Origin of the sequence: Aeromonas sp. FDAARGOS 1417 (genome assembly GCF_019046985.1) — a bacterium.
In the GTDB taxonomy this organism is placed as follows: Bacteria; Pseudomonadota; Gammaproteobacteria; order Enterobacterales; family Aeromonadaceae; genus Aeromonas; species Aeromonas veronii.
In genome coordinates, this window is sequence record NZ_CP077221.1 from 944512 (window position 1) to 964140 (window position 19629).

Here is a 19629-nt window from a genome sequence, read left to right on the forward strand (position 1 = left end):
TTCTTTGCCTGAGCGAACTGCCTAAAATAGTCGCCCTGCTGTATCCGGCATTCATCCATCTAGAGGATTTCCCATGGAGACGTTTCTGCTCGAAGGTCACCCCTTCGTTGCCTTGTGTGACCTTATCAAACATCAGGGGTGGGCCGATTGTGGCGGCGCCGCCAAAGCCCTCGTTGCCGAAGGGCTGGTCGAGGTGGACGGTCAGGTGGAGACCCGCAAGCGCTGCAAGATCGTGGCCGAACAGGTGGTCAACTTCAACGGCATGAAGGTCGTGGTGAAAGAGGGCGTCAGCCCGGAGCTTGGCTAACCCCGTCTCGGGGAGCCACTCTCCGGCAACCCGCTAGCTGGCCTTGATCGACAGGGTCAGCACAAAACGCGCCATCGCCTCATCCCCGTTCAATGACGGACAAGTGGCCACCACCTGGATGGGGCGATTGATGCGCTGACCGCTTGCCAGCGATTCGTCGATCATGGCGTCAATCTCCTCCCCCGCTGCGCAGTCGAACTGCACATCCCCCTCCGGTCGTTTCAAAAACTCCCCCTGCACATCCTTGAAGGCGAAGTGCACCTTCTTGCGCCGCTGCCGCCCCTTCTCCATCACCAGCAGACCTCCTACCAGATCGGCGCCGGTCGCCAGCGCGCCAAAATACATGCTGCCCAGGTGGTTGCGGGTACGCCAGCCAAGGGGAATGCGAATGCGCAGCGCCTTGGCGTTCATCTCTTCGATGATCGGGGCACAAAACCCGATGACGGGAATATAGCGCCAGGCAAACAGCCGAAGTGCCAGATTGGCTTTGAAGCGTTGCAAATCCATATGCGAACTGATCCGATGAGTTAATGTAAACAACATGTTGCCTGCATCTGCGCCATTCGACAAGCACAGGGATCACGGTTACGACCTTTGCCCAACGCAAAAAAACAGAGGGAACCGCACCGGTTCCCTCTTTTCGCTCATGTCGCTGTTACAGCAAATGTGCCGATCAGGCGCGCTTCTCTTCGAGCCAGGCCCCCTGACTCTGCATCTCGAACAGCTGGGCATAGTGACCGCCGAGGGCCATCAACTCACCATGGGTACCCCGCTCATTCACCTGACCGCGGGAGAGCAGCAGGATCTCGTCCGCATCGACGATGGTCGAGAGGCGGTGGGCGATGGCGATGGTGGTGCGGCCACGACGGGCGGCAGAGATCGCCTGCGACAGCGCCAACTCGGTCTGGGAGTCCACGCTGGCCGTCGCTTCATCCAGAATGAGGATACGCGGATCTCCCACCAGTGCACGGGCAAAGGAGAGCAGTTGCCGCTGACCGGCGGAGAGGTTCTTGCCACCCTCCTCCATCAGGGTGTTGATCCCCTGTGGCAAGCTGCGCACAAACTCTGCCAACTGCACCTCGCTCAGCGCCTGCCAGAGCCGCGCGTCATCTATGCCGGCGCGGCCGAGACGCAGGTTCTCCGCCAGAGTGCCGACGAAGATAAAGGGATCCTGCTGCACCAACCCGATGCTGCGGCGCACCGCCGCCAGCGACAGGGTATCCAGTGCGTGATCATCGAAGCGGATCTGCCCCTGATCCAGCGGATAGAAGCCCATCAGCAAGCTGATGATGGTGGACTTGCCGCTGCCGGTATGGCCCACCAGCGCCAGCATCTGGCCCGGTTTTGCGGAAAAACTGACCTCCCGCAGCACCTGCTGCTCACCATCGTAGGAGAAGCTCACCCGCTCGAAACTGACCCGCCCTTCCAGCGGGCGCAGCTCGCCCTCGGTGCTCTCGCGGGTTTCATCGAGCAGGGCAAAGACCCGCTCCCCCGCCACCATCGCCTGCTGCAGCTGGTTAAGCTGGTTGGTCATCTCGATGAGCGGCTCGATCATCCGCCCCAGATAGCTGATAAAGGCGTAGAGCACCCCCACCTGAATGGCACCCGCGTGGCTCAGTCCCTCGTGGGCGAACAGCGCCAACAGGCCAATCAGTACCATCATGTAGAAGAGATCGATGAGCGGGCGCAGCAAAATGCCGTTGATCTTGAGGCTCTTGATCCGTGCCGACCAGTGCTGCTGGTTCACCTCGGCAAAAGCGTTGGCAAAGTGGCGCTCCTGCACCATCGCCTGAATGACCGGCATCCCCTGCAGCGACTCGTTGAGGCGGCTGTTGATGTCGGAGAGCAGGCTGCGAGTCGCTCGCACCACCGGCACACTCAGTTTCTGGTAGAGCCACATCACCCCGCCCACGGCGGGCAGCAGCAGGGAGCAGACCAGCATCAGCCGCAGATCCAGCAGCGCCATCGAGATGAGGATGCCGCACAACAGCACCACCTTTTGCACCAGCAAGCCGATCACCTGCACATAGAGGTTCATGATCGCCTCGGTGTCGTTGGTGATGCGGGAAATCAGCGAGCCGGAGCGATGCTTGTCAAAGTAGCGGGCCGGCAACCGGATCGCGGTGGCAAATACCTGCTCGCGCAGGGTTTGCACCACCGCCTGGGCGATGCGGTTAAAGCGCAGGGATTGCAAATAGAAGCCCGCCGCCGAGAGCACCTGCAAACCCAGATAGCCCGCCGCAATCAGGGCTATGGTGGGCAGCACGATATTGCGAGGCGCCAGATAGTCATCGATAAAGAGCTTGATCAGCAGCGGCCCGGCCACTTCGGCGCCGGTGGCAAGCAGCAAACAGATCCCCGCCTGAATAAGCCAGCGAGGATACTGGGCGCAGTAGGCGAGCAGTCGTTTAATGGTCGGATTCACAGGCTCTCCTCCACCGCTTCTTCGAGACGCTGGTAACGCACCATATCTGCGTACCAGCCATTGTGCGCCATCAGGGCACCGTGATGACCTCGCTCGCTAATGGCCCCCTGCTCCAACACCAGGATCTCGTCAGCCTGCTCCACCGCCGTCATGCGATGGCTGACCAGGATCAGGGTGCGACGATGGGCTTTGAGAGCGTGCAGAATTTGCTGCTCGGTGTGGGCATCCACCGCCGAGAGCGCATCATCGAGCACCAGAATGGGCGCCTCCAGCAGCAGGGCGCGGGCAATGGCCAGCCGCTGTTTCTGGCCGCCGGAGAGGGTCACCCCTTTCTCCCCCACCTCGGTCTCATAGCCCTTGGGGAAACGCACGATATCATCGTGGACACAGGCAATGCGTGCCACCCGTTCGACCTCCTCGCGGCTCGCATCGGGTTTGCCCAGGGCGATATTGGCGGCGATAGTGGTGGAAAACAGGAATGGCTCCTGTGGCACATAGGCAAACTGGCTGCGCAGTGTGGCGAGCGGCAACTGGTCAATCGGTACGCCCCCCATGGCTATCGAACCGTGAGTCGGATTGGCAAGGCGCATCAGCAGCTTGAGCAGGGAACTCTTGCCTGCCCCGGTGCGCCCCACCACCCCGAGCATCCCCCCTTGCTTGAGGGTAACGTCGATATCCGCAAGCAGGGTGCGCTGCTCGAGTCGATAGCTCACCCCTTTGATCTGCAAAGGAAAGGCAGAGGTAAACGCGGCCGGCTGGGCGGGCTCTTCGATATCGCTGCGCTCCCCCAGCAGGCTTTCGATACGGGAGTAGGCGGCGCTGCCCCGCTCGATGATGTTGAACAGCCAGGCGATGGCAAACATCGGCCAGATCAGCTGGCCGAGGTACATGGTGAAGCTGGTGAGCTCACCCAGGGTCAACTCATCGCGCAGCACCAGCACACTGCCCCCCGCCACCGCGAGGAAGTAGGAACAACCGATACAGAGATAGATGACCGGATCGAATTTGGCATCGATGCGGGCCACCGCCATATTGCGCTCCCCCGCCTGTTTGGTCAGCTCGGCAAAGCCCTCATCTTCCAGCGATTCAACCGCATAGGATTTCAGCACCCGCACGCCGGAAAGGGCCTCCTGGGTCTTGTTGTTGAGCTTGGAGAAGGCCCCTTGCGCCGCCTTGAACTGGGTGTAGATCTGGGTGCCGAAGCGGTTCATGAAATAGGCCATCACCGGCAGCGGCAGCAAGGAGACCAGCGTCAACTGCCAGGAGTACTGGCTGCACATGATGGAGAGCACCAATACCCCGACCATGATGGAGTCCACCAGAGTCAGCACCCCTTCGCCAGCGGTCATCTCCACCGCCTGAATGTCATTGGTGGCATGGGCCATCAAATCGCCAGTACGGTGGCGCTGATAAAAATCGGGGCTCATCCGGGTGAAATGGCTGAAAAGGCGATTGCGCAACACATAGGCCAGACGGTAAGAGGCACCGAACAGCATCACCCGCCAGACGTAGCGCAGCAGATAAATCAGCACACCCAGACCAAACAGCCCCGCCAGATAGCGCATCAAGGTACCATTGTCGAGACCGCCCTTGGTGATGCCATCCACCACCCAGCCCACCACTTTGGGCGGAATAACGGTCAACAGGGCCACCATCAGCAGCAGGGAGATGGCAGCCAGATAACGGGGCCACTGCTCCTTGAAAAACCAGCTCAATCGTAGAAATACGCTCACACCACCAACCTTTAGCGCTCTCTGCCCGTGACCGCTCCAAGGAGCGGCCATCAGAGAAGCCACGCAGAAATAGAAGAATGAAAACAATCGCCTCCGGCTGGAGGCGATTCGAACGAAAGCTCATCATATCCCGAACCGGGATGGTTGAGAATAATTACTATTTAATTCACTGTGACATGCGATCATCACCTGATGAATAGGGATTATACGAATTTTCATGCTGCTCACCGGTCAACAGGAAGTGTGACACCTCTTCCCGGGTCTGGCTGAACACCTGTTGCAACTGCTCCAGATCTGTCTCGCTCAGCACCTCGTTTTGCCGCAGGCGCCACTCCAGCTCGCCAGCCACCAATTGCAGACGGGACGCCGAGATATTGGCAGACACTCCCTTGAGGGTGTGCAGTAGCTTGCTGGCCACCTCGGGCTGCTGACGGCGCAGGGCGGAGCGGATCTCCCACAGATCGTCCTTGTGCTCCGACATGAACAGCTTGAACAGGATCTGCAATGCCTCCTTATCCTGCTCCAGCCGCTTGAGGGCATCCTGCAGATCGAGGATCCCGATCATATCCGGCGGTTTAACCTCCATGATCCCCGCCTGCTCCACCCCTTGCGGCTTTACCCACTGCAGCAGGTTGTTGTAGAGATCCAGCTTGCTCACCGGCTTGGTGACATAACCATTCATCCCCACCCCCAGACAACGCTCCTTGTCACCGGGCATGGCACTGGCGGTGAGGGCAATGATGGGCACATCGTGTTTGTCGACCATCTTGCGGATCTGGCGGGTGGCATCGAGTCCGTCCAACACCGGCATCTGCAAATCCATCAGGATCACGTCAAAAGGCTGCTCGGCGACCCGCTCCACCGCCTCCCGACCATTGCTGACCACACACACTACCGCATCGACGCGCCGCAGATATTCGATGATGAGCTGCTGATTGACCCGGTTGTCTTCCGCCAACAGCACTCGGGTGCCCTGCAACAGAGATTTGAAGTGTTGCTGATCCCCCTGAGCCTCGGCCTTGCGCAGGTTGAGTTCGTAGGAGCTGCCGTTGAGCAGCTCGTCCACCTTGGCCAGCAGGGCATTTTCGGTCATCGGTTTGGGCAGAAAATGGGTCAGCCCCATGCTGTCCATCCGGGCGTGCAGCCCCTCTCTGGCCCAGGCACTGATCATCAGGATGGGGATCCGCCGCCACTGGCTGTGCTGATACATCTCCAGCGCCAGATCGAGCCCATCCTCCTGACCCATGCGCCAGTCGAGGATCGCCAACCGCAGATTCGGTCCCTCTTCACGGAGCAGCTGACGGGCACGGGAAAGGGAGTTGACCGGCAGCACCCGCACTCCCGCCCGAGTCAGAATGTCCCGGGCCAGATCCAGCACCAGTTCGTTGTCATCCATCACCATCACCAGCGGCTGGTTCTCGAAGAAGACTTTCCGTCCAGCCACTCCGTAGACCGCCTGCGCCATCGGGATATCGAACTTGAACAGAGAGCCGACGCCAGGCTTGCTCTCTACGGTGATCCGCCCCCCCATCAGCTCCACCAGACGCTGGGAGATATTGAGCCCAAGACCCGAGCCGCCATATTTTCGGGTATTGCCCGCCTCCAGCTGGGTAAACGCCTGAAACAGTTGGGTCTGCTTCTCTTCGGCAATGCCGATTCCGGTATCGCGCACACTGAAGCGGATCCGCATTGGGTGAGGATTGGCCAGCTCGATGCAGACTTCGACTTCACCGCGTTCGGTAAACTTGATGGCGTTGTTCACCAGATTGACCAGTACTTGCCCCAATCGTAGGGGATCTCCACGCAAGAAGACCGGTACCTCCGGTGACTTGCGAATAACCACCTCCACGTGCTTGCGCTCCGCCAGATCGGCAAACATGCCCGCCAGCGAATCGAGCTGCTCGCTGAGATCGAAGTCGATCTCCTCCAACGTCAGCTTGCCGGACTCCACCTTGGTCAAATCAAGGATGTCGTTGATCAGCAGCAGCAGGGTATCGGATGAGGATTTGATCTTGCCCAGATAGTCCCGCTGTTGTTGATCCAGTTCAGTCTGCAGTGCCAGCGAGCTAAAACCTATGATGGCATTCATGGGGGTGCGGATCTCGTGGCTCATGTTGGCCAGAAAATCGCTTTTGGCCTGGGCCAGCAAGCCGGTCTGGCGCGACAGTTCGCTCAGCTTCTGGTTACGGCGCCACAGGGTGAAGGCCACCAGCGCAAAGCAGATCAAAGCTCCGCACAGCACCATCAGATAAAAGCGATTCATCAAAGAGGAGGCGCGCTCCAGCTTGTCGAGTTTCCAGCGCACCAAACTCTCGATCACATGCATGTCGATGAGCTGGTAACGCAAGGTGTGATAGGCCATCACCTGCTGGCTCATCTCCTTGCTCAGGCGGATCAGGGTCGCGATCTCCGGCAAGTTGCCATAACGGGATTGCAACTGCTGTTGCAGCTGATCCAGCGTAGTCTGTTCACGTTTGTCCCAACTGCGCTGCAGATAGTTGCTCAGTTGCGCCAACTCCTCCAGGTCGCGATGAAGCGCACTGTCTGACGGGCTTATCCCCCGCACCTTTTTAATCTGGGCCTGCAGGGGCGCATTGAGATACTCGATAGCCATCTCAATGGCATGAAGCCTGGCCAGCGCCATCAGATAGGTGTCCATGTCCTCAAGCAGTGACTGGGAAAGGTCGTCTTGCACCAGCTCGGGATCGCTTCTGACTTCCCGTACAAAACCGTCAAGGGTGATGGATAACTGGTTCAGGCGCTGCTGGACATTACTGTCATTGGCCTGCTCCCGCCCAAGCAGATAGACGGTATCGGCGTTGATCCGGTTCAGCACCACCTCGGCCGCGTCATTCAGGTCGTGGGCCTGTTGCTGCTGACTGAGCGACTGCCAGCAGTAGCCCGAAAAGGCGAGCAGCAAGGCAACGATCAGCCCTGGCACAGCACGGTTTTTCCGTGATCCTTTATTCATCCCGTCTCGACTCTCATCTGGTGGTCGCTGAATTATCCGGTTAGGCAATGAACCCTGGGGGAATTATCCACTCCCGCTGGGCACTGTGTTACCGTTATTGCTCTGATATTTCGCTATTGTTTCGCGATTGCTTCATTCTGGCTTCTCATCATATCCCCGGCCAGCGCTGATTTAGAAGGAACCAATTATGTCATTTATCACTACTTATTGTAGCCACTGCTTTACCAGGAACCGCCTGCCCGTTACCCATATCGATACATCTGCCAAATGCGGGCGCTGCAAAGCCCTCCTGTTCAGCCAGACCCCTTGCCTCGGGAAGGCGGATAACTTCGATACCCTGATCAACTCAGATATCCCGGTCGTGGTCGATTTCTGGGCCAGCTGGTGCGGCCCCTGCCAGCAGTTTGCTCCGGTATTTCATGAGGTTGCCCATGAACTCGAACCACGGATGCGCTTTGTCAAAGTCGATACCGAGCAGCAGAGCACCATTGCCGCCCGTTACGCCATTCGCAGCATCCCCACCCTGATGGTCTTCAAACAGGGCAAACTGGTGAACCAGATAAATGGCTCCTTGCCCAAGAGCATGTTCAAGCAATGGCTGGAACAGTTCATGGATGTTTGATTTATATTTCGCACATGTTTTATTTATGTGTTCATTTCCTCATTTTTATCAATGAGTATGTGAGTAGAGGCTGATTTTCAACATGTGAGTCTGTTTCAAACAAGTGAATGGATGTAATCTCGGCAACACAAAAACAACCATAAATTAACCGAGAGAACATTATGCACACATCAGCTGTACCCTCTGCTCCATCTCGCTGGCTGGACATCAAATCAGGGATCGTCATCCTGGATGTTTTGCTACTTTGTGCCATGCTCGCCTGGCTCCCGTTTGACCCCATGGTCAACAAGGGGCTGGGCATTCTGGTCTTTATCGCCATCCTCTGGCTGACCGAAGCACTGCACGTCACCATCACCGCGCTGCTGGTACCTCTGCTGGCTACCGTGCTCGGGGTGTTTGACATGAGCAAATCCCTCACCGATTTTGCCAACCCGATCCTGTTCCTCTTTTTTGGCGGTTTCGCCCTCGCGGCAGCCCTCTCAAAACAGGGACTGGATACCCTGATGGCAGGCAAGGTGATGCACCTGGCCAATGGTCATCTAGGTTGGGGCGTCATCCTGCTCTTTACCATCACAGCCGCCATGTCGATGTGGATCAGCAACACCGCTACCACCGCCATGATGCTGCCACTGGCGATCGGTATGCTGGCACGCCTCGATAGCAAAAAAGAGCGCGCCACCTTCGTCTTCGTATTGCTGGGGATCGCCTACAGCGCCAGTATCGGCGGCATCGGTACCCTGGTGGGTAGCCCACCCAACGCCATCGCAGCCGCCCAGATGGGGATTGGCTTCACTGACTGGATGAAATTCGGTGTTCCAGTCGTGCTGATCCTGATGCCCTGCGGCATTGCCCTGCTCTATCTGGTAACCCGCCCGCGTCTCAGCCACCGCGTCGAGATCCAGGATGTCACCATCAACTGGACCCGCGAGCGTAAAGTGACGCTGGCAATCTTCCTGACCACCGTTGTGCTCTGGATCGGCTCACAACCCATCTCCAACGCCTTTGGCGGTATTCCGCAACTCGACACCCTGATTGCCATGGGTGCCATCGTAGCCATCGTGGTCAGCCGTGTCGCCAGCTGGGATGACGTCAACCAGAACACAGACTGGGGCGTGCTGATGCTGTTTGGCGGCGGTCTGACCCTGAGCGCCATTCTCAAGGCCACTGGTACCAGCGCATTCCTGGCCAGCCATTTGTCGGCCGTGCTCTCCAACGCCAACATTTTTGTTGTGTTGCTTATGCTGGCCGCCTTCGTGGTGTTCCTGACCGAGCTGGTCTCCAACACCGCCACCGCCGCACTGTTGGTTCCCCTGTTTGCCGGTGTCGCCGAGGCGCTGGGGGTATCACCTGTGGTGATGTCGGTGTTGATCGCTATCGGTGCCTCCTGTGCCTTTATGCTGCCGGTCGCCACGCCGCCCAATGCCATCGTCTTTGCCAGTGGCCACATCCGCCAAAGGGAGATGATGAAAGCCGGTATGGCTCTGAACGTGGTCTTTACCGTGCTGCTCGCCCTGCTGGCCTACTTCGTTGGCGATATCCTCTGATCCAACTCCCCCCAATAAACAAAAACCCCCGCATTGCGGGGGTTTTCTCATTTATGAATCCGATTAGCCGATGCTGCAGGCCTTCAGATCCCAGATCCGATCCACATAGTCCTGAATAGAGCGGTCGGAGTTGAACTTGCCCATGGTGGCCGAGTTGATGATGGCCTTCTTCGCCCACAGTGCCGGATCCCGATACCAGGTATCGATCAGCTTGTGTGCATCCGAGTAGGACTGGAAGTCCGCCAGGGTCAGGTAAGGGTCTCCCCCTTCCAGCAAGGAGCGCTTGATGGAGGCCAGCTCACCCGGACGACCCGGCGTGAAGTAGTCGGTATCAAACCAGTCCAGCACGGCTTTGAGCTCGGAGTTGGCATAGTAGAAGTCGTAAGGGTTGTAACCGCGCGCCTTCAGCGATTTCACTTCGTCCACGTTCAGACCGAAGATGGCACAGTTTTCGGCACCCGCCTCTTCAGCGATCTCGATGTTGGCTCCATCCAGCGTCCCGATGGTGATTGCACCGTTGAGTGCCATCTTCATGTTGCCGGTACCGGATGCTTCATAACCTGCAGTGGAGATCTGCTCGGAGACATCTGCTGCCGGGATCAGCTTCTCGGCCAGACTCACACGATAGTTCGGCATGAACACCACTTTCAGCTTGCCCTGGATACGAGCATCGTTATTGACCCGATCCGCCAGCTTGTTGATGGCATAGATGATGTCTTTGGCCAGCTTGTAACCGGGCGCCGCTTTGGAGCCGAAGATAAACACGCGTGGGTGCATGTCATAGTCCGGGTTGGCCAGCAGACGACGATAGAGTGCCATGATGTGAATAAGGTTCAGCTGCTGGCGCTTGTACTCGTGCAGACGCTTGATCTGAACGTCAAAGATCGCCTCGGCACTGACATCGATACCAGTTTCGTCTTTGATGACCTTGACCAGCTTCTCTTTGTTGTGACGCTTGATGGTCATGAACTGCTGCTGGAACGCCTTGTCGTCGGCAAACTTCACCACGCCACGCAGTTTGTCCAGTTGCAGCGGCCACTCCTTGCCCACTACTTCGTTGTAGAGGCCAGCCAGTTCCGGGTTGCACGCCAGCAGCCAGCGACGCGGGGTCACCCCGTTGGTCACGTTGCACATTTTTTCCGGCCACAGCTCGGCATACTCGGGGAAGAGATCTTCCTTCACCAGCTTGGAGTGGATCTCGGCCACACCGTTCACTTTGGAGGAACCGATCACGCACAGGTTGCCCATGCGAACCTTGCGTACATCACCCTCTTCGATGATGGAGAGCTTGGCTTTGATAGCATCGTTGCCCGGCCACTTGGGCTCCACCAACTCGTTCAGGAAACGGGCGTTGATCTCGTAAATCACCTCCAGATGGCGAGGCAGTACTTTCTCGAACAGGCTGACCGACCACTTCTCCAACGCTTCCGGCAGCAGAGTGTGGTTGGTATAAGAGAAGACCTGATAGCAGATAGCCCAAGCGGCATCCCAGTTCAGATCTTCCTCGTCAACCAGCACCCGCATCAGTTCCGGGATGGCGACAGTCGGGTGAGTATCGTTGAGCTGAATGGCAATTTGCGCGGCAAAGTTGCTGAAGTCACTGCCATGGACCCGCTTGTAGCGGCGCATGATGTCCTTGATGGAGCAAGCACAGAAGAAGTACTGCTGGATCAGACGCAGCTCTTTACCGGCATCGGTCTCATCGTTCGGATACAGCACCTTGGAGATGGTCTCGGCCTGGGCTTTCTCAGCCTGGGAGTCGATGTAACCACCGGCGTTGAACACGTCCCAGTCGAAAAACTCGGAGGCGCGGGATTCCCACAAACGCAGGATGTTGACGGTGTGACCGCCAAAACCGACTACCGGAATATCCCAAGGCACCCCTTTAATCTTGCGACCGGCGTGCCATACCTTCTTCAGGCCGCCATTGTCACCAAACACGGTCTCGACGTAGCCATAGAGCGGCACTTCTTGCACCGACTCGGGGCGGCAGATCTCCCAGGGGTTGCCATATTCACGCCAAGAGTCCGGACGCTCGATCTGGCGGCCATCCTGGATTTCCTGACGGAACAGACCGTGTTCGTAGTGGATACCGTAACCAACCGCCGGATAGTTCAGAGTGGCCAGCGAGTCGATAAAGCAGGCAGCCAGACGACCCAGGCCGCCGTTGCCAAGTGCCATGTCCGGCTCTTGTTCGCACAGGTCGGTCAGTTCCAGACCGAGTTCGCCCAGCGCCTCTTCGCAAGTCTTGTAGAGGGAGAGGTTGTGCAGGTTGTTGGAAGTCAATCGTCCCATCAGGAATTCAGCAGAGAGATAGTGAATCGCACGAGTATCTTTCTTGAAATGAGTCTGCTGAGTGCGGGTCAGGCGCTCGTACACCTGTTCATTGACAGCCGCCGCAGTGGCTTTCCACCACGCTTCGGGAGAGGCTTTCTGTTCGCTTGTTCCCAAGGTAGAACGCAGGTGACGCACGATACTCGCCTTGAGCTGATCTTTATCCAGTTGGAGATCCTGGTCTGTCTTCTTCTTGGTAGCCATAAACCATATTCCTTCGTTACAAATAAAATTGTTATCCCGCTTGCGGGACCGGCGCTGTTGTTATCTCAAAATATGTACCGGCGTGAGAATACTAACTAAAGCGGCAGAATTAAAAGTTAACGCAAGTCACACTTTAACCGATAAAAACAGCCTGAAAAGCTTGAAAACCCTTTCCTTTAATTGATCGTACAAAAACAAACATTCCCTTTATTATCATAAGCTTAACGAAACAATAAAAATATTCTGTCATGAATAGGTTTTCAGAGATTGCCAAGCCTTGAAAATCTCTGAAAATAGGCAACAAGACGGCACATTGAAACCGGTTTCAATGTGCCTGAAAAATTACCGTATAAATATGAAGCAATCATTGCACCCTTAAAGATGTGCCTTGAACTGATTACTCAATGGATCGTAATGGTACCCAATCTGATCCAGACGCCCTGCCAACTGCTCTTCACTCATATCGTAATAGGCCAGCAACTCCTCCAACCCGTCACACTCAAGCCTTAGCTTCTCATTGATGATGCCCAGCAAGATGTTGGCATCAAGACGTTGCAAGGTACTGATATCCATGGCGGCACCTCCTGTAAATGACCTGTATAACCATGGGCGGTTACGCAAGGTTTGTCCATAGTACGAAAAACACCCAGTCTGTTTTATATTAAATAGTCTTTAAAAACATAATCTTACTAACGACACATGCCAACGCCATCACATTATTCAGCAAAAACACCTTGTCACTGCCACAGGATAGAACTACTGTATGCACATACAGCTTGGATATTCATACAGGAACCCCATATATGAACCAGCCCCTGCACCCACAGCCCTTTGCGATGAATCGTGTCATGAGCAAGCCTTGGCCAACCAGAACCGCCTGCAAAGCGGAGTTGGCTCATTATGGCGTGACTATCCAGTCTGATGATCAGTTTCTGAGCGAGCTGACAAAGCTTGGGGAGGCTCATACCGGCTGGATCTTGTTGATCGCCCCGCCTGGACGCCCCACAGTCAGCCGTCTGGAAGAGCGAGGTATCGATCCCAAGAGAGTGCTGGTGGTACATAGCCCCAAAATCAAGAACTGGCAGCAAACCCTGGAGCGCAGTCTGGGCAATGGTCACTGCGCCGCCGTATTTACCTGGCTACCCGAGCAGATCGAGCTGGATCACGTCAAGCTGCAGCGACTGGGACAGCAATCTGGCGTACTCACCCGCTTCTTTGGCGCGAAACGGACTAACCTCGGCACACCTCTGCTGGCCTATGCAGAGCAAGATATCTATCTAAATCACTAAGTTAAAATTTGGCCCATTCTTGGGCATGGCTGCAACGACAAAGCCATTGCCATCATTACTCAGTAAAATCCCAGCAAAATGAAAAGCGCCTGCATTGCTGCAGGCGCTTTTCATTGAAGGCCAAGCAGGCCACTTGGCCCCTCTACGCTTTCACGCAAGATTACTCTTCGGGGCAAGGAGCCAGCACTACCCGGCGGCGACCCATCACCACCGGACGCACCAGCAGCTGTGCCAGCAAGACACCCAGCAGGGTCAGACCGCCCCCGATCAGGTGATAGCTGGTCAACCGCTCACCCAGCAGGGTGATGGCGAGGCCAGCCGTCATCACCGGCAGCAGGTTCATAAAGATGGCGGTACGGTTGGCACCGAGCAGGGCAATACCCTGCATCCAGAGCCAGGGCGAGAGCGCCGAAGTGGGGATACCGGCATAGAGGATCAGCCACAGGGCCCGGCCATCCGGCCACTGGCCATCCACCAGCAAAAAGAAGGGCGTCAGGATCACCACACTGCAGATCACCTGACCGTAGAGCAACGACCAGTTGTCGAGCCCCAGATCCCACTTCTTGAGCAGCACACTGTAAAGGGCGTAAGTTCCCGCCGAAATCAGCATATAGACAGAGCCGATATGAATGCCTTGGGTAAACAGCCGGGTCGGATCCCCCTGCCCCAGCAAGATAGACAAGCCAAGGAGGGAAAGCAGCGCCCCCAGCACAGCGCCCCAGGTGGGCCGCTCGCGCAGCAGCCAGATACTGAACAGCACGGTCAGCAGCGGCGTCAGTCCCATCATCAACCCCATCTCGGTAGCCCCCAGCGTTTGCGCCGCGTAGTACCCAAAAGTCTGGTTGAGCACCATGCCCAGCGAGGCCAACATGGCGATCTGCCAAAGGCCAGCGCGCAGACGGGCACGCGCACGCCATACCCGACGGGCCAGAAACGGACTTAATACCAGCGCAGCCACCACCCAGCGCGACCAGGCCAAGGCTGCGGGAGACAAAACACCAACCGCCAGTTTGCTGACGATGCCATTGCCAGCCCAGATGGCAATGCAGGAAAAGGGAAACAGAAAGGCAAGGGGCATGAGCAGATCCAGACCGAAGAGACAACAGCGGGCCAGTATAGGGGGCGATGGGAGATAAACAAAGGTGTGGGCCTGAACAGCCACATGGTGAACGCCAGTCGCCAGAAACAAATATGCCCGCAAAAGTGCGGGCATATCAGTGCAGAAACAGGTTCAGAAGCGCATCACGCGGCATCCATGTGCAGTCTGGAGATCAGCTCGTTGACCTCGGTGACTGTCTGGCGATGGGGAATATCCGCCGGATTCGGCATCAGCAACAAACCGGATTGGAAATCAAACCGCCCCCGACCATGGATGTAAATCCGACCTTTAAAGAAGGTTTTGACATGCTTTGCCACCATCAGTGGCAGGTACTTCTTGAACACTCTCATCGTTTGCAACCTCTTGCAGTTGTATCCGTATGACAGCAGCTTCTGCGAATTAATTCCGTAAAATATTTATAAAAATCCGGAAAACTCGCCCATCTCTTCCCAAAAAATTCAATCTATAACTTTTTATTAACTTTTAGCCTATTGTATGCGGCCCTTCGAGCCAGAGCAAGGCTCCTTTGCCATCGTGCCACTCGATACAAGCGATCCCCGAGGTAGCAAACATGGGTGCTCCTGCGGCCGGGCAGAGGCTTTGCACCAGATAACCCACCAGCGGCAGATGGCTGACCATCAGGATCTGGTCATGTTGCTGCGCCAGGGTGGTGAGGTAGCTGGCCACGAAAGCGGGATCACCGTAAGGGGTAATGTCGCCACTCTCTTCAACGGCTGCTGCGTCAGGTAATTCACTGCATATGGCTTGCCAGGTCTGGCGTGCCCGCAGATAGTTGCTGTGGATCACCCGATCCAGCGGGCCAATCAGCTGAGGCGCCAGCCAGCGGGCCATCTGGATAGACTCTTCAATACCCTGCTCGGTCAATGGACGCTGTTCATCTGTTTTCGCATTCATGCCAGCCTGGCCATGACGCATGATATAGATCTTCATTACAACCTCGCCCAACGGGCCTGTTTGATAGCCGGGGGATCTTACCCCGCCACGGGTGTGGAAACAATTGCGCTACCTCTCAGAAAAGGGTTTGCCTGACGGGATAGCGGGGTCGATAATCATGTTTAAATTCAAATAAATCCAACGTGAGTCACACGCCAATGAGCCCATATGCCAGTCCCAATGACCATCGGCAATACCATTTTCTGGAGCTGGCCAACCGGCTCAGGGTCTTGTTGATTTGTGATCCTGACACCGACAAATCCGCCGCCTCGCTGGCGGTCAATACCGGCCATTTTGACGATCCCGCCGACCGGCAGGGAATGGCCCATTTTCTGGAGCACATGCTGTTTCTCGGCACCTGCACCTACCCCAAGCCTGGTGAGTACCAGCAATTTATGAGCCGTCATGGCGGCAGCAACAACGCCTGGACCGGTACCGAGTTCACCAACTTCTTCTTCGAGATCGACAACGGCTTCTTTGAAGCGGGGCTGGATCGCTTCTCCCAGTTCTTTATCTGCCCCACCTTTGATCCTGAGTGGGTGGACAAGGAGCGCAACGCGGTCGACTCCGAGTATCGCCTCAAGCTGCAGGACGACATGCGCCGCAGCTATCAGGTGCATAAAGAGACGGTCAACCCGGCGCACCCCTTCTCCAAGTTCTCGGTGGGCAACCTCGATACCCTGGCCGATCTACCGGGACGGGATCTGCGCTCCGACCTTATCCGTTTTTACGAAAGCCGCTACAGCGCGGATCGCATGGCGCTGGTGATGATCTCGCCGGAATCCATCGATACCCAGTTGCAATGGTGCTGTCGCTACTTTGCTCCCATTTTGAATCGCAATTTGGGAACCCCGACCCTCACCATGCCGCTCTACCGGCTCGATGATCTCGGCGTACGCATCCACATCAACCCGGTCAAGGAGACCCGCAAGCTGTCGCTGAGCTTCCCCTTGCCCAATGTGGACGAGTTTTACGACAAAAAACCCCTCACCTTCCTGAGTCATCTGATTGGCTACGAGGGGGATGGCAGCCTGCTCTCCCTGCTCAAGGCGAAAGGGTGGGTCAATCAGCTCTCGGCGGGCGGTGGCATCAGCGGCGCCAATTTCAAGGATTTTGGCGTCAACTTCGGCCTCACCCCTCTGGGCCTTGAGCATGTGGACGACATCCTCGCCGCCCTGTTTGGCTATCTGAAACTGATTGGCCGCGAAGGGCTGCAGAGCTGGCGCTATGACGAGAAGCGCACCGTGCTCGAATCGGCGTTCCGCTTTCAGGAGCGCGGCCGCCCCCTCGATACGGTGTCGGGGTTGGTGCTCAACCTCTTTAGCTACAAACCTGAGGATCTGCTCTACGGCGACTACATGATGCGCGAATATGACGAGGGGCTGATCCGCCGCTTCCTCGCCAAGCTCACCCCGCACAATTTGCGTATCACCATCACTGCGCCGGAAGTGGCGACCGATCGGCTGGCCCGCTGGTATCAGACCCCCTACAGCGTGACGACCATTACCGAGGCCGAGAAAATTCACTGGCAGCAGAGCGAACCGGATCCGGCGCTGGCGCTGCCCAAGCCCAACCCCTTTATCAGCAGTAGACTCGATCCGCGCACTCCCGAGCTTGCCGCCGACATGCCCGCCTGTCTTATCGATCGCCCCGGTTTTCGCCTCTGGCACCTTCATGAGCACCTGTTCAGCGTGCCCAAGGGCAATCTCTATATCTCCATCGACAGCGAACATGCGGTCAAAAATCCGCGCAATATCGCCATGGCGCGCCTCGCCGTGGAGCTGTTGGCCGACCACCTCAACGCCCTCACCTATCCGGCGGAGCTGGCGGGGCTGGGCTACCAGATCTATGCCCATCAGGGGGGCTTTACCATCAACCTGAGCGGTTTTGCCGACAAGCAGCCGCTGTTGCTCGACATGATCCTCGGCAACCGCACCCTGGGGTATCCGGATCCGGGTCGCTTCGCCGAGATCAAAGAGCAGCTCATTCGCAACTGGGACAACCAGTCCAAGGCGCGCCCCATCTCCCAACTCTTTAACCAGCTCACCAGTTTGCTGCAACCCAACAACCCTCCGTTCGAGCAGTTGCTGCGCCACCTGCGCACCGTCGAGCTGGAAGAGATGCCCGGCTTCGTGGCCCAGCTGTTTAGCGAGGTGCATGTCGAGGCGCTGGTACACGGCGACTGGACTGCCGCCGAAGCGCTGGAGCTGGCCGCCCTGATGGAGCGTCACCTGAGCGATATCAATGGCACCAGCAGCAAGCCGAGCGGCGAGACCCGCCGCCCGCTTATCTCCATTCAGGACAGGGGCACCCTTATTCGCGAGCAGGGTTGTGATCACGAAGACTCGGCACTGCTGGTCTACTACCAGTCCCGCACCACCCGGGCGCGGGATCTCGCCTGCTTTACCTTGGCGAACCACATCATGTCCTCCACCTTCTTCCACGAGCTGCGCACCCGCCAGCAACTGGGGTATGTGGTGGGTGCCGGCAACCTGCCCCTCAATCGCCATCCGGGGCTGATCTTCTATATCCAGTCACCGGTGGCGGGGCCGCAGATCCTGCTCGATGCGGTGGAGGAGTTTATCGACCTCTTCCCGCTCGCCATGCTCGAATTTACCGAGCAGCAGTGGCAAGAGAGCAAGGCGGGGCTGCAAGCCCAGCTGAGCGAGCGGGATGCCAACCTGCGCAGTCGCGGCCAGCGGCTGTGGGTCAGCATCGGCAACAAGGATCTGGGGTTTGATCAGCGGGAACGGGTCTGCGACGAGGTGGGCAAGTTGAGCCGCGCCGATCTGGTGCGCTTTATCACCCAACTGCGTTCGCGCACCTCCGATCGGCTGATCCTCTGCAGCTATGGTCAGGGGCACGAACATGACGAGCGGATCACCGGCCAGTTTATCGACGATCCACGGGCATTTCGGCTCAATGCCGCCACCTTCGAGGCCTGAGCAGGCCTCGACATCCCCCGTTTTTCCTGCCCACCGCAAATCGCAGACAATAAAAAGCCGACCCATCAGGGTCGGCTGGAAAAACCATAACAATTGCGACCAAAGCCGCCAAAAGTGAACATGAGCGTGAAAATCAGACACTGAGTTGCTGATCAGCAAGCGGGAAAGACCCGATACTCGCTTTGCAATGCCAACAGTGATTGAGAAACAGCCTCATATTAGGCACTCCCCCCGCCAGTCACGTTGATCTACGTCAAAGGAGGTAGCGAAGAGCGCGTAGCCCGATGATTTGTCGGCGCAGATCACCCTTTGCCCGCACGTTAGCTGCCCATTAACCCCGGCGAACCAGCCGGTAGGCCACCTCATCGAAGTAGGAGAGCTGACCAGACAGCACCCGTGGGTGATCCACCTCGGCGGCGCGCCCCAGCACCTCGATACGAAAATCGCGCTCGAACAGCGCCCGAACCTCCATCTCACCCACCGAAAAGGGGGGCTGACTCTGCTGCTCCGGCTGATATTCGAGGGTCACCAGCAGGATCTGGCCACCGGTCTCGACCAGTGAACTGATCAGGGCCGCATACTGGCGGCGCATCTCGGTCGGCAGGGCGATCAGCGCCGCGCGGTCATAGACCAGCCGGTAACGGCGACCCAACTCGGGGGCGGCGAAAAAATCCCCCTGAAAAATGCGCAGGCTGTCCACCTGATGGCATTGATAAGGGCCCACTTCGCTGACGGTCGCGGCGAGCTGGTTTTCACTGAAGAACTGGCTGACGGCAAGGCTCGATAACTCGAAACCGTCGACCGGATGACCCTGAGCGCTCAGCCAGAGCATGTCGCGGGACTTGCCGCACAGGGGAACCAGCACCGGCTCGTCCGCTTGCTGGGCCGACCACCAGGATTGCAGCCAGTGGTTGAAGTCCGCCTGATGAAAGCCAATCCGGTTCTCTTCCCAACGCTGATGCCAAAACGCAGCTTCCATCGTTATTACCCTTCTGTACTAAAGATGCCTCAATATCACAACTTAACCGGCACCGCGCAACCCTCTGCTCTCCCCTTTTTGCCGCGCAGCCTCTGCCTGTTATCAGGTGAATAACGAGGCGTCCCCTTGCCGCGCGCCTCGCTGTCGCAATGGGCGCTATTGGCTGCGTTTATGACGGACAAGACATACCAACCCATGCAAATACGTCATGCATTGATAGCCA

15 protein-coding genes are annotated in these 19629 nt (G+C 57.3%); 5 read left to right on the forward strand and 10 right to left on the reverse strand.

The features are described 5' to 3' along the window. Nucleotides 1–73 precede the first annotated feature (73 nt). Nucleotides 74–307 (forward strand): ribosome-associated protein YbcJ, encoded by a 234-nt coding sequence (gene ybcJ, locus I6L47_RS04150; RefSeq protein WP_206899712.1) that lies wholly within the window; start codon nt 74–76, stop codon nt 305–307. Between the two features lie 33 nt (nt 308–340). Here ybcJ and I6L47_RS04155 read toward each other — a convergent pair whose 3' ends face one another. The 4 genes from I6L47_RS04155 to I6L47_RS04170 all read right to left on the reverse strand — a co-directional run bounded on the left by I6L47_RS04155 (nt 341) and on the right by I6L47_RS04170 (nt 7436). Beyond that, entirely contained in the window at nt 341–814 is a 474-nt protein-coding gene (locus tag I6L47_RS04155; protein WP_019446113.1) for a DUF4442 domain-containing protein, read from the reverse strand. Nucleotides 815–980: 166 nt separating this feature from the next. Then, nucleotides 981–2732 (reverse strand): ABC transporter transmembrane domain-containing protein, encoded by a 1752-nt coding sequence (locus tag I6L47_RS04160; protein ID WP_216948738.1) that lies wholly within the window; start codon nt 2730–2732, stop codon nt 981–983. Beyond that, nucleotides 2729–4465: an ABC transporter transmembrane domain-containing protein gene (locus I6L47_RS04165; protein ID WP_216948739.1), complete on the reverse strand. Its 1737-nt coding sequence runs from the start codon at nt 4463–4465 to the stop codon at nt 2729–2731. The genes I6L47_RS04160 and I6L47_RS04165 overlap by 4 nt, the downstream gene beginning before the upstream one ends. Nucleotides 4466–4631: 166 nt before the next feature. After that, nucleotides 4632–7436: a response regulator gene (locus I6L47_RS04170; RefSeq protein WP_216948740.1), complete on the reverse strand. Its 2805-nt coding sequence runs from the start codon at nt 7434–7436 to the stop codon at nt 4632–4634. 187 nt (nt 7437–7623) lie between these two features. On the opposite strand from I6L47_RS04170, the gene trxC reads away from it, so the two are divergent. Next, nucleotides 7624–8058 carry a thioredoxin TrxC gene (trxC, locus tag I6L47_RS04175; RefSeq protein WP_047438874.1) on the forward strand — a complete coding sequence of 145 codons (435 nt, stop codon included), beginning with the start codon at nt 7624–7626 and terminating at the stop codon, nt 8056–8058. 161 nt (nt 8059–8219) lie between these two features. Continuing rightward, the gene (locus I6L47_RS04180) at nt 8220–9602 is read left to right on the forward strand and encodes a DASS family sodium-coupled anion symporter (protein ID WP_005333606.1); all 1383 of its coding nucleotides are present in this window, start codon (nt 8220–8222) and stop codon (nt 9600–9602) included. A gap of 63 nt (nt 9603–9665) precedes the next feature. Here I6L47_RS04180 and I6L47_RS04185 read toward each other — a convergent pair whose 3' ends face one another. Together I6L47_RS04185 and I6L47_RS04190 are read right to left on the reverse strand one after the other, a co-directional pair. Beyond that, a complete protein-coding gene (locus I6L47_RS04185) occupies nt 9666–12140 on the reverse strand; it encodes a glycogen/starch/alpha-glucan phosphorylase (protein ID WP_129503901.1) in 2475 nt (824 codons plus the stop codon). A 375-nt stretch (nt 12141–12515) separates the two neighbouring features. Beyond that, nucleotides 12516–12713, reverse strand: a complete 198-nt coding sequence (locus I6L47_RS04190) for a DUF4250 domain-containing protein (RefSeq protein ID WP_005333612.1) — start codon at nt 12711–12713, stop codon at nt 12516–12518. A 230-nt stretch (nt 12714–12943) separates the two neighbouring features. On the opposite strand from I6L47_RS04190, the gene I6L47_RS04195 reads away from it, so the two are divergent. Further along, nucleotides 12944–13429 (forward strand): cell division inhibitor, encoded by a 486-nt coding sequence (locus I6L47_RS04195; protein ID WP_139399333.1) that lies wholly within the window; start codon nt 12944–12946, stop codon nt 13427–13429. Nucleotides 13430–13589: 160 nt separating this feature from the next. Here the strand turns inward: I6L47_RS04195 and I6L47_RS04200 are convergent, their stop codons facing one another. The 3 genes from I6L47_RS04200 to sixA all read right to left on the reverse strand — a co-directional run bounded on the left by I6L47_RS04200 (nt 13590) and on the right by sixA (nt 15479). Beyond that, entirely contained in the window at nt 13590–14507 is a 918-nt protein-coding gene (locus tag I6L47_RS04200) for a DMT family transporter (RefSeq protein ID WP_124929302.1), read from the reverse strand. Nucleotides 14508–14671: 164 nt separating this feature from the next. Beyond that, on the reverse strand, nt 14672–14878 hold the full coding sequence (locus I6L47_RS04205; protein ID WP_005336998.1) for a DUF1107 domain-containing protein: 207 nt from the start codon (nt 14876–14878) through the stop codon (nt 14672–14674). 133 nt (nt 14879–15011) lie between these two features. Beyond that, on the reverse strand, nt 15012–15479 hold the full coding sequence (gene sixA, locus I6L47_RS04210) for a phosphohistidine phosphatase SixA (RefSeq protein ID WP_005351311.1): 468 nt from the start codon (nt 15477–15479) through the stop codon (nt 15012–15014). A 161-nt stretch (nt 15480–15640) separates the two neighbouring features. On the opposite strand from sixA, the gene I6L47_RS04215 reads away from it, so the two are divergent. Then, nucleotides 15641–18427, forward strand: a complete 2787-nt coding sequence (locus I6L47_RS04215) for an insulinase family protein (RefSeq protein WP_216948741.1) — start codon at nt 15641–15643, stop codon at nt 18425–18427. A 331-nt stretch (nt 18428–18758) separates the two neighbouring features. Here I6L47_RS04215 and I6L47_RS04220 read toward each other — a convergent pair whose 3' ends face one another. Further along, nucleotides 18759–19406: a thiopurine S-methyltransferase gene (locus I6L47_RS04220; protein WP_216948742.1), complete on the reverse strand. Its 648-nt coding sequence runs from the start codon at nt 19404–19406 to the stop codon at nt 18759–18761. Nucleotides 19407–19629: the final 223 nt, after the last annotated feature.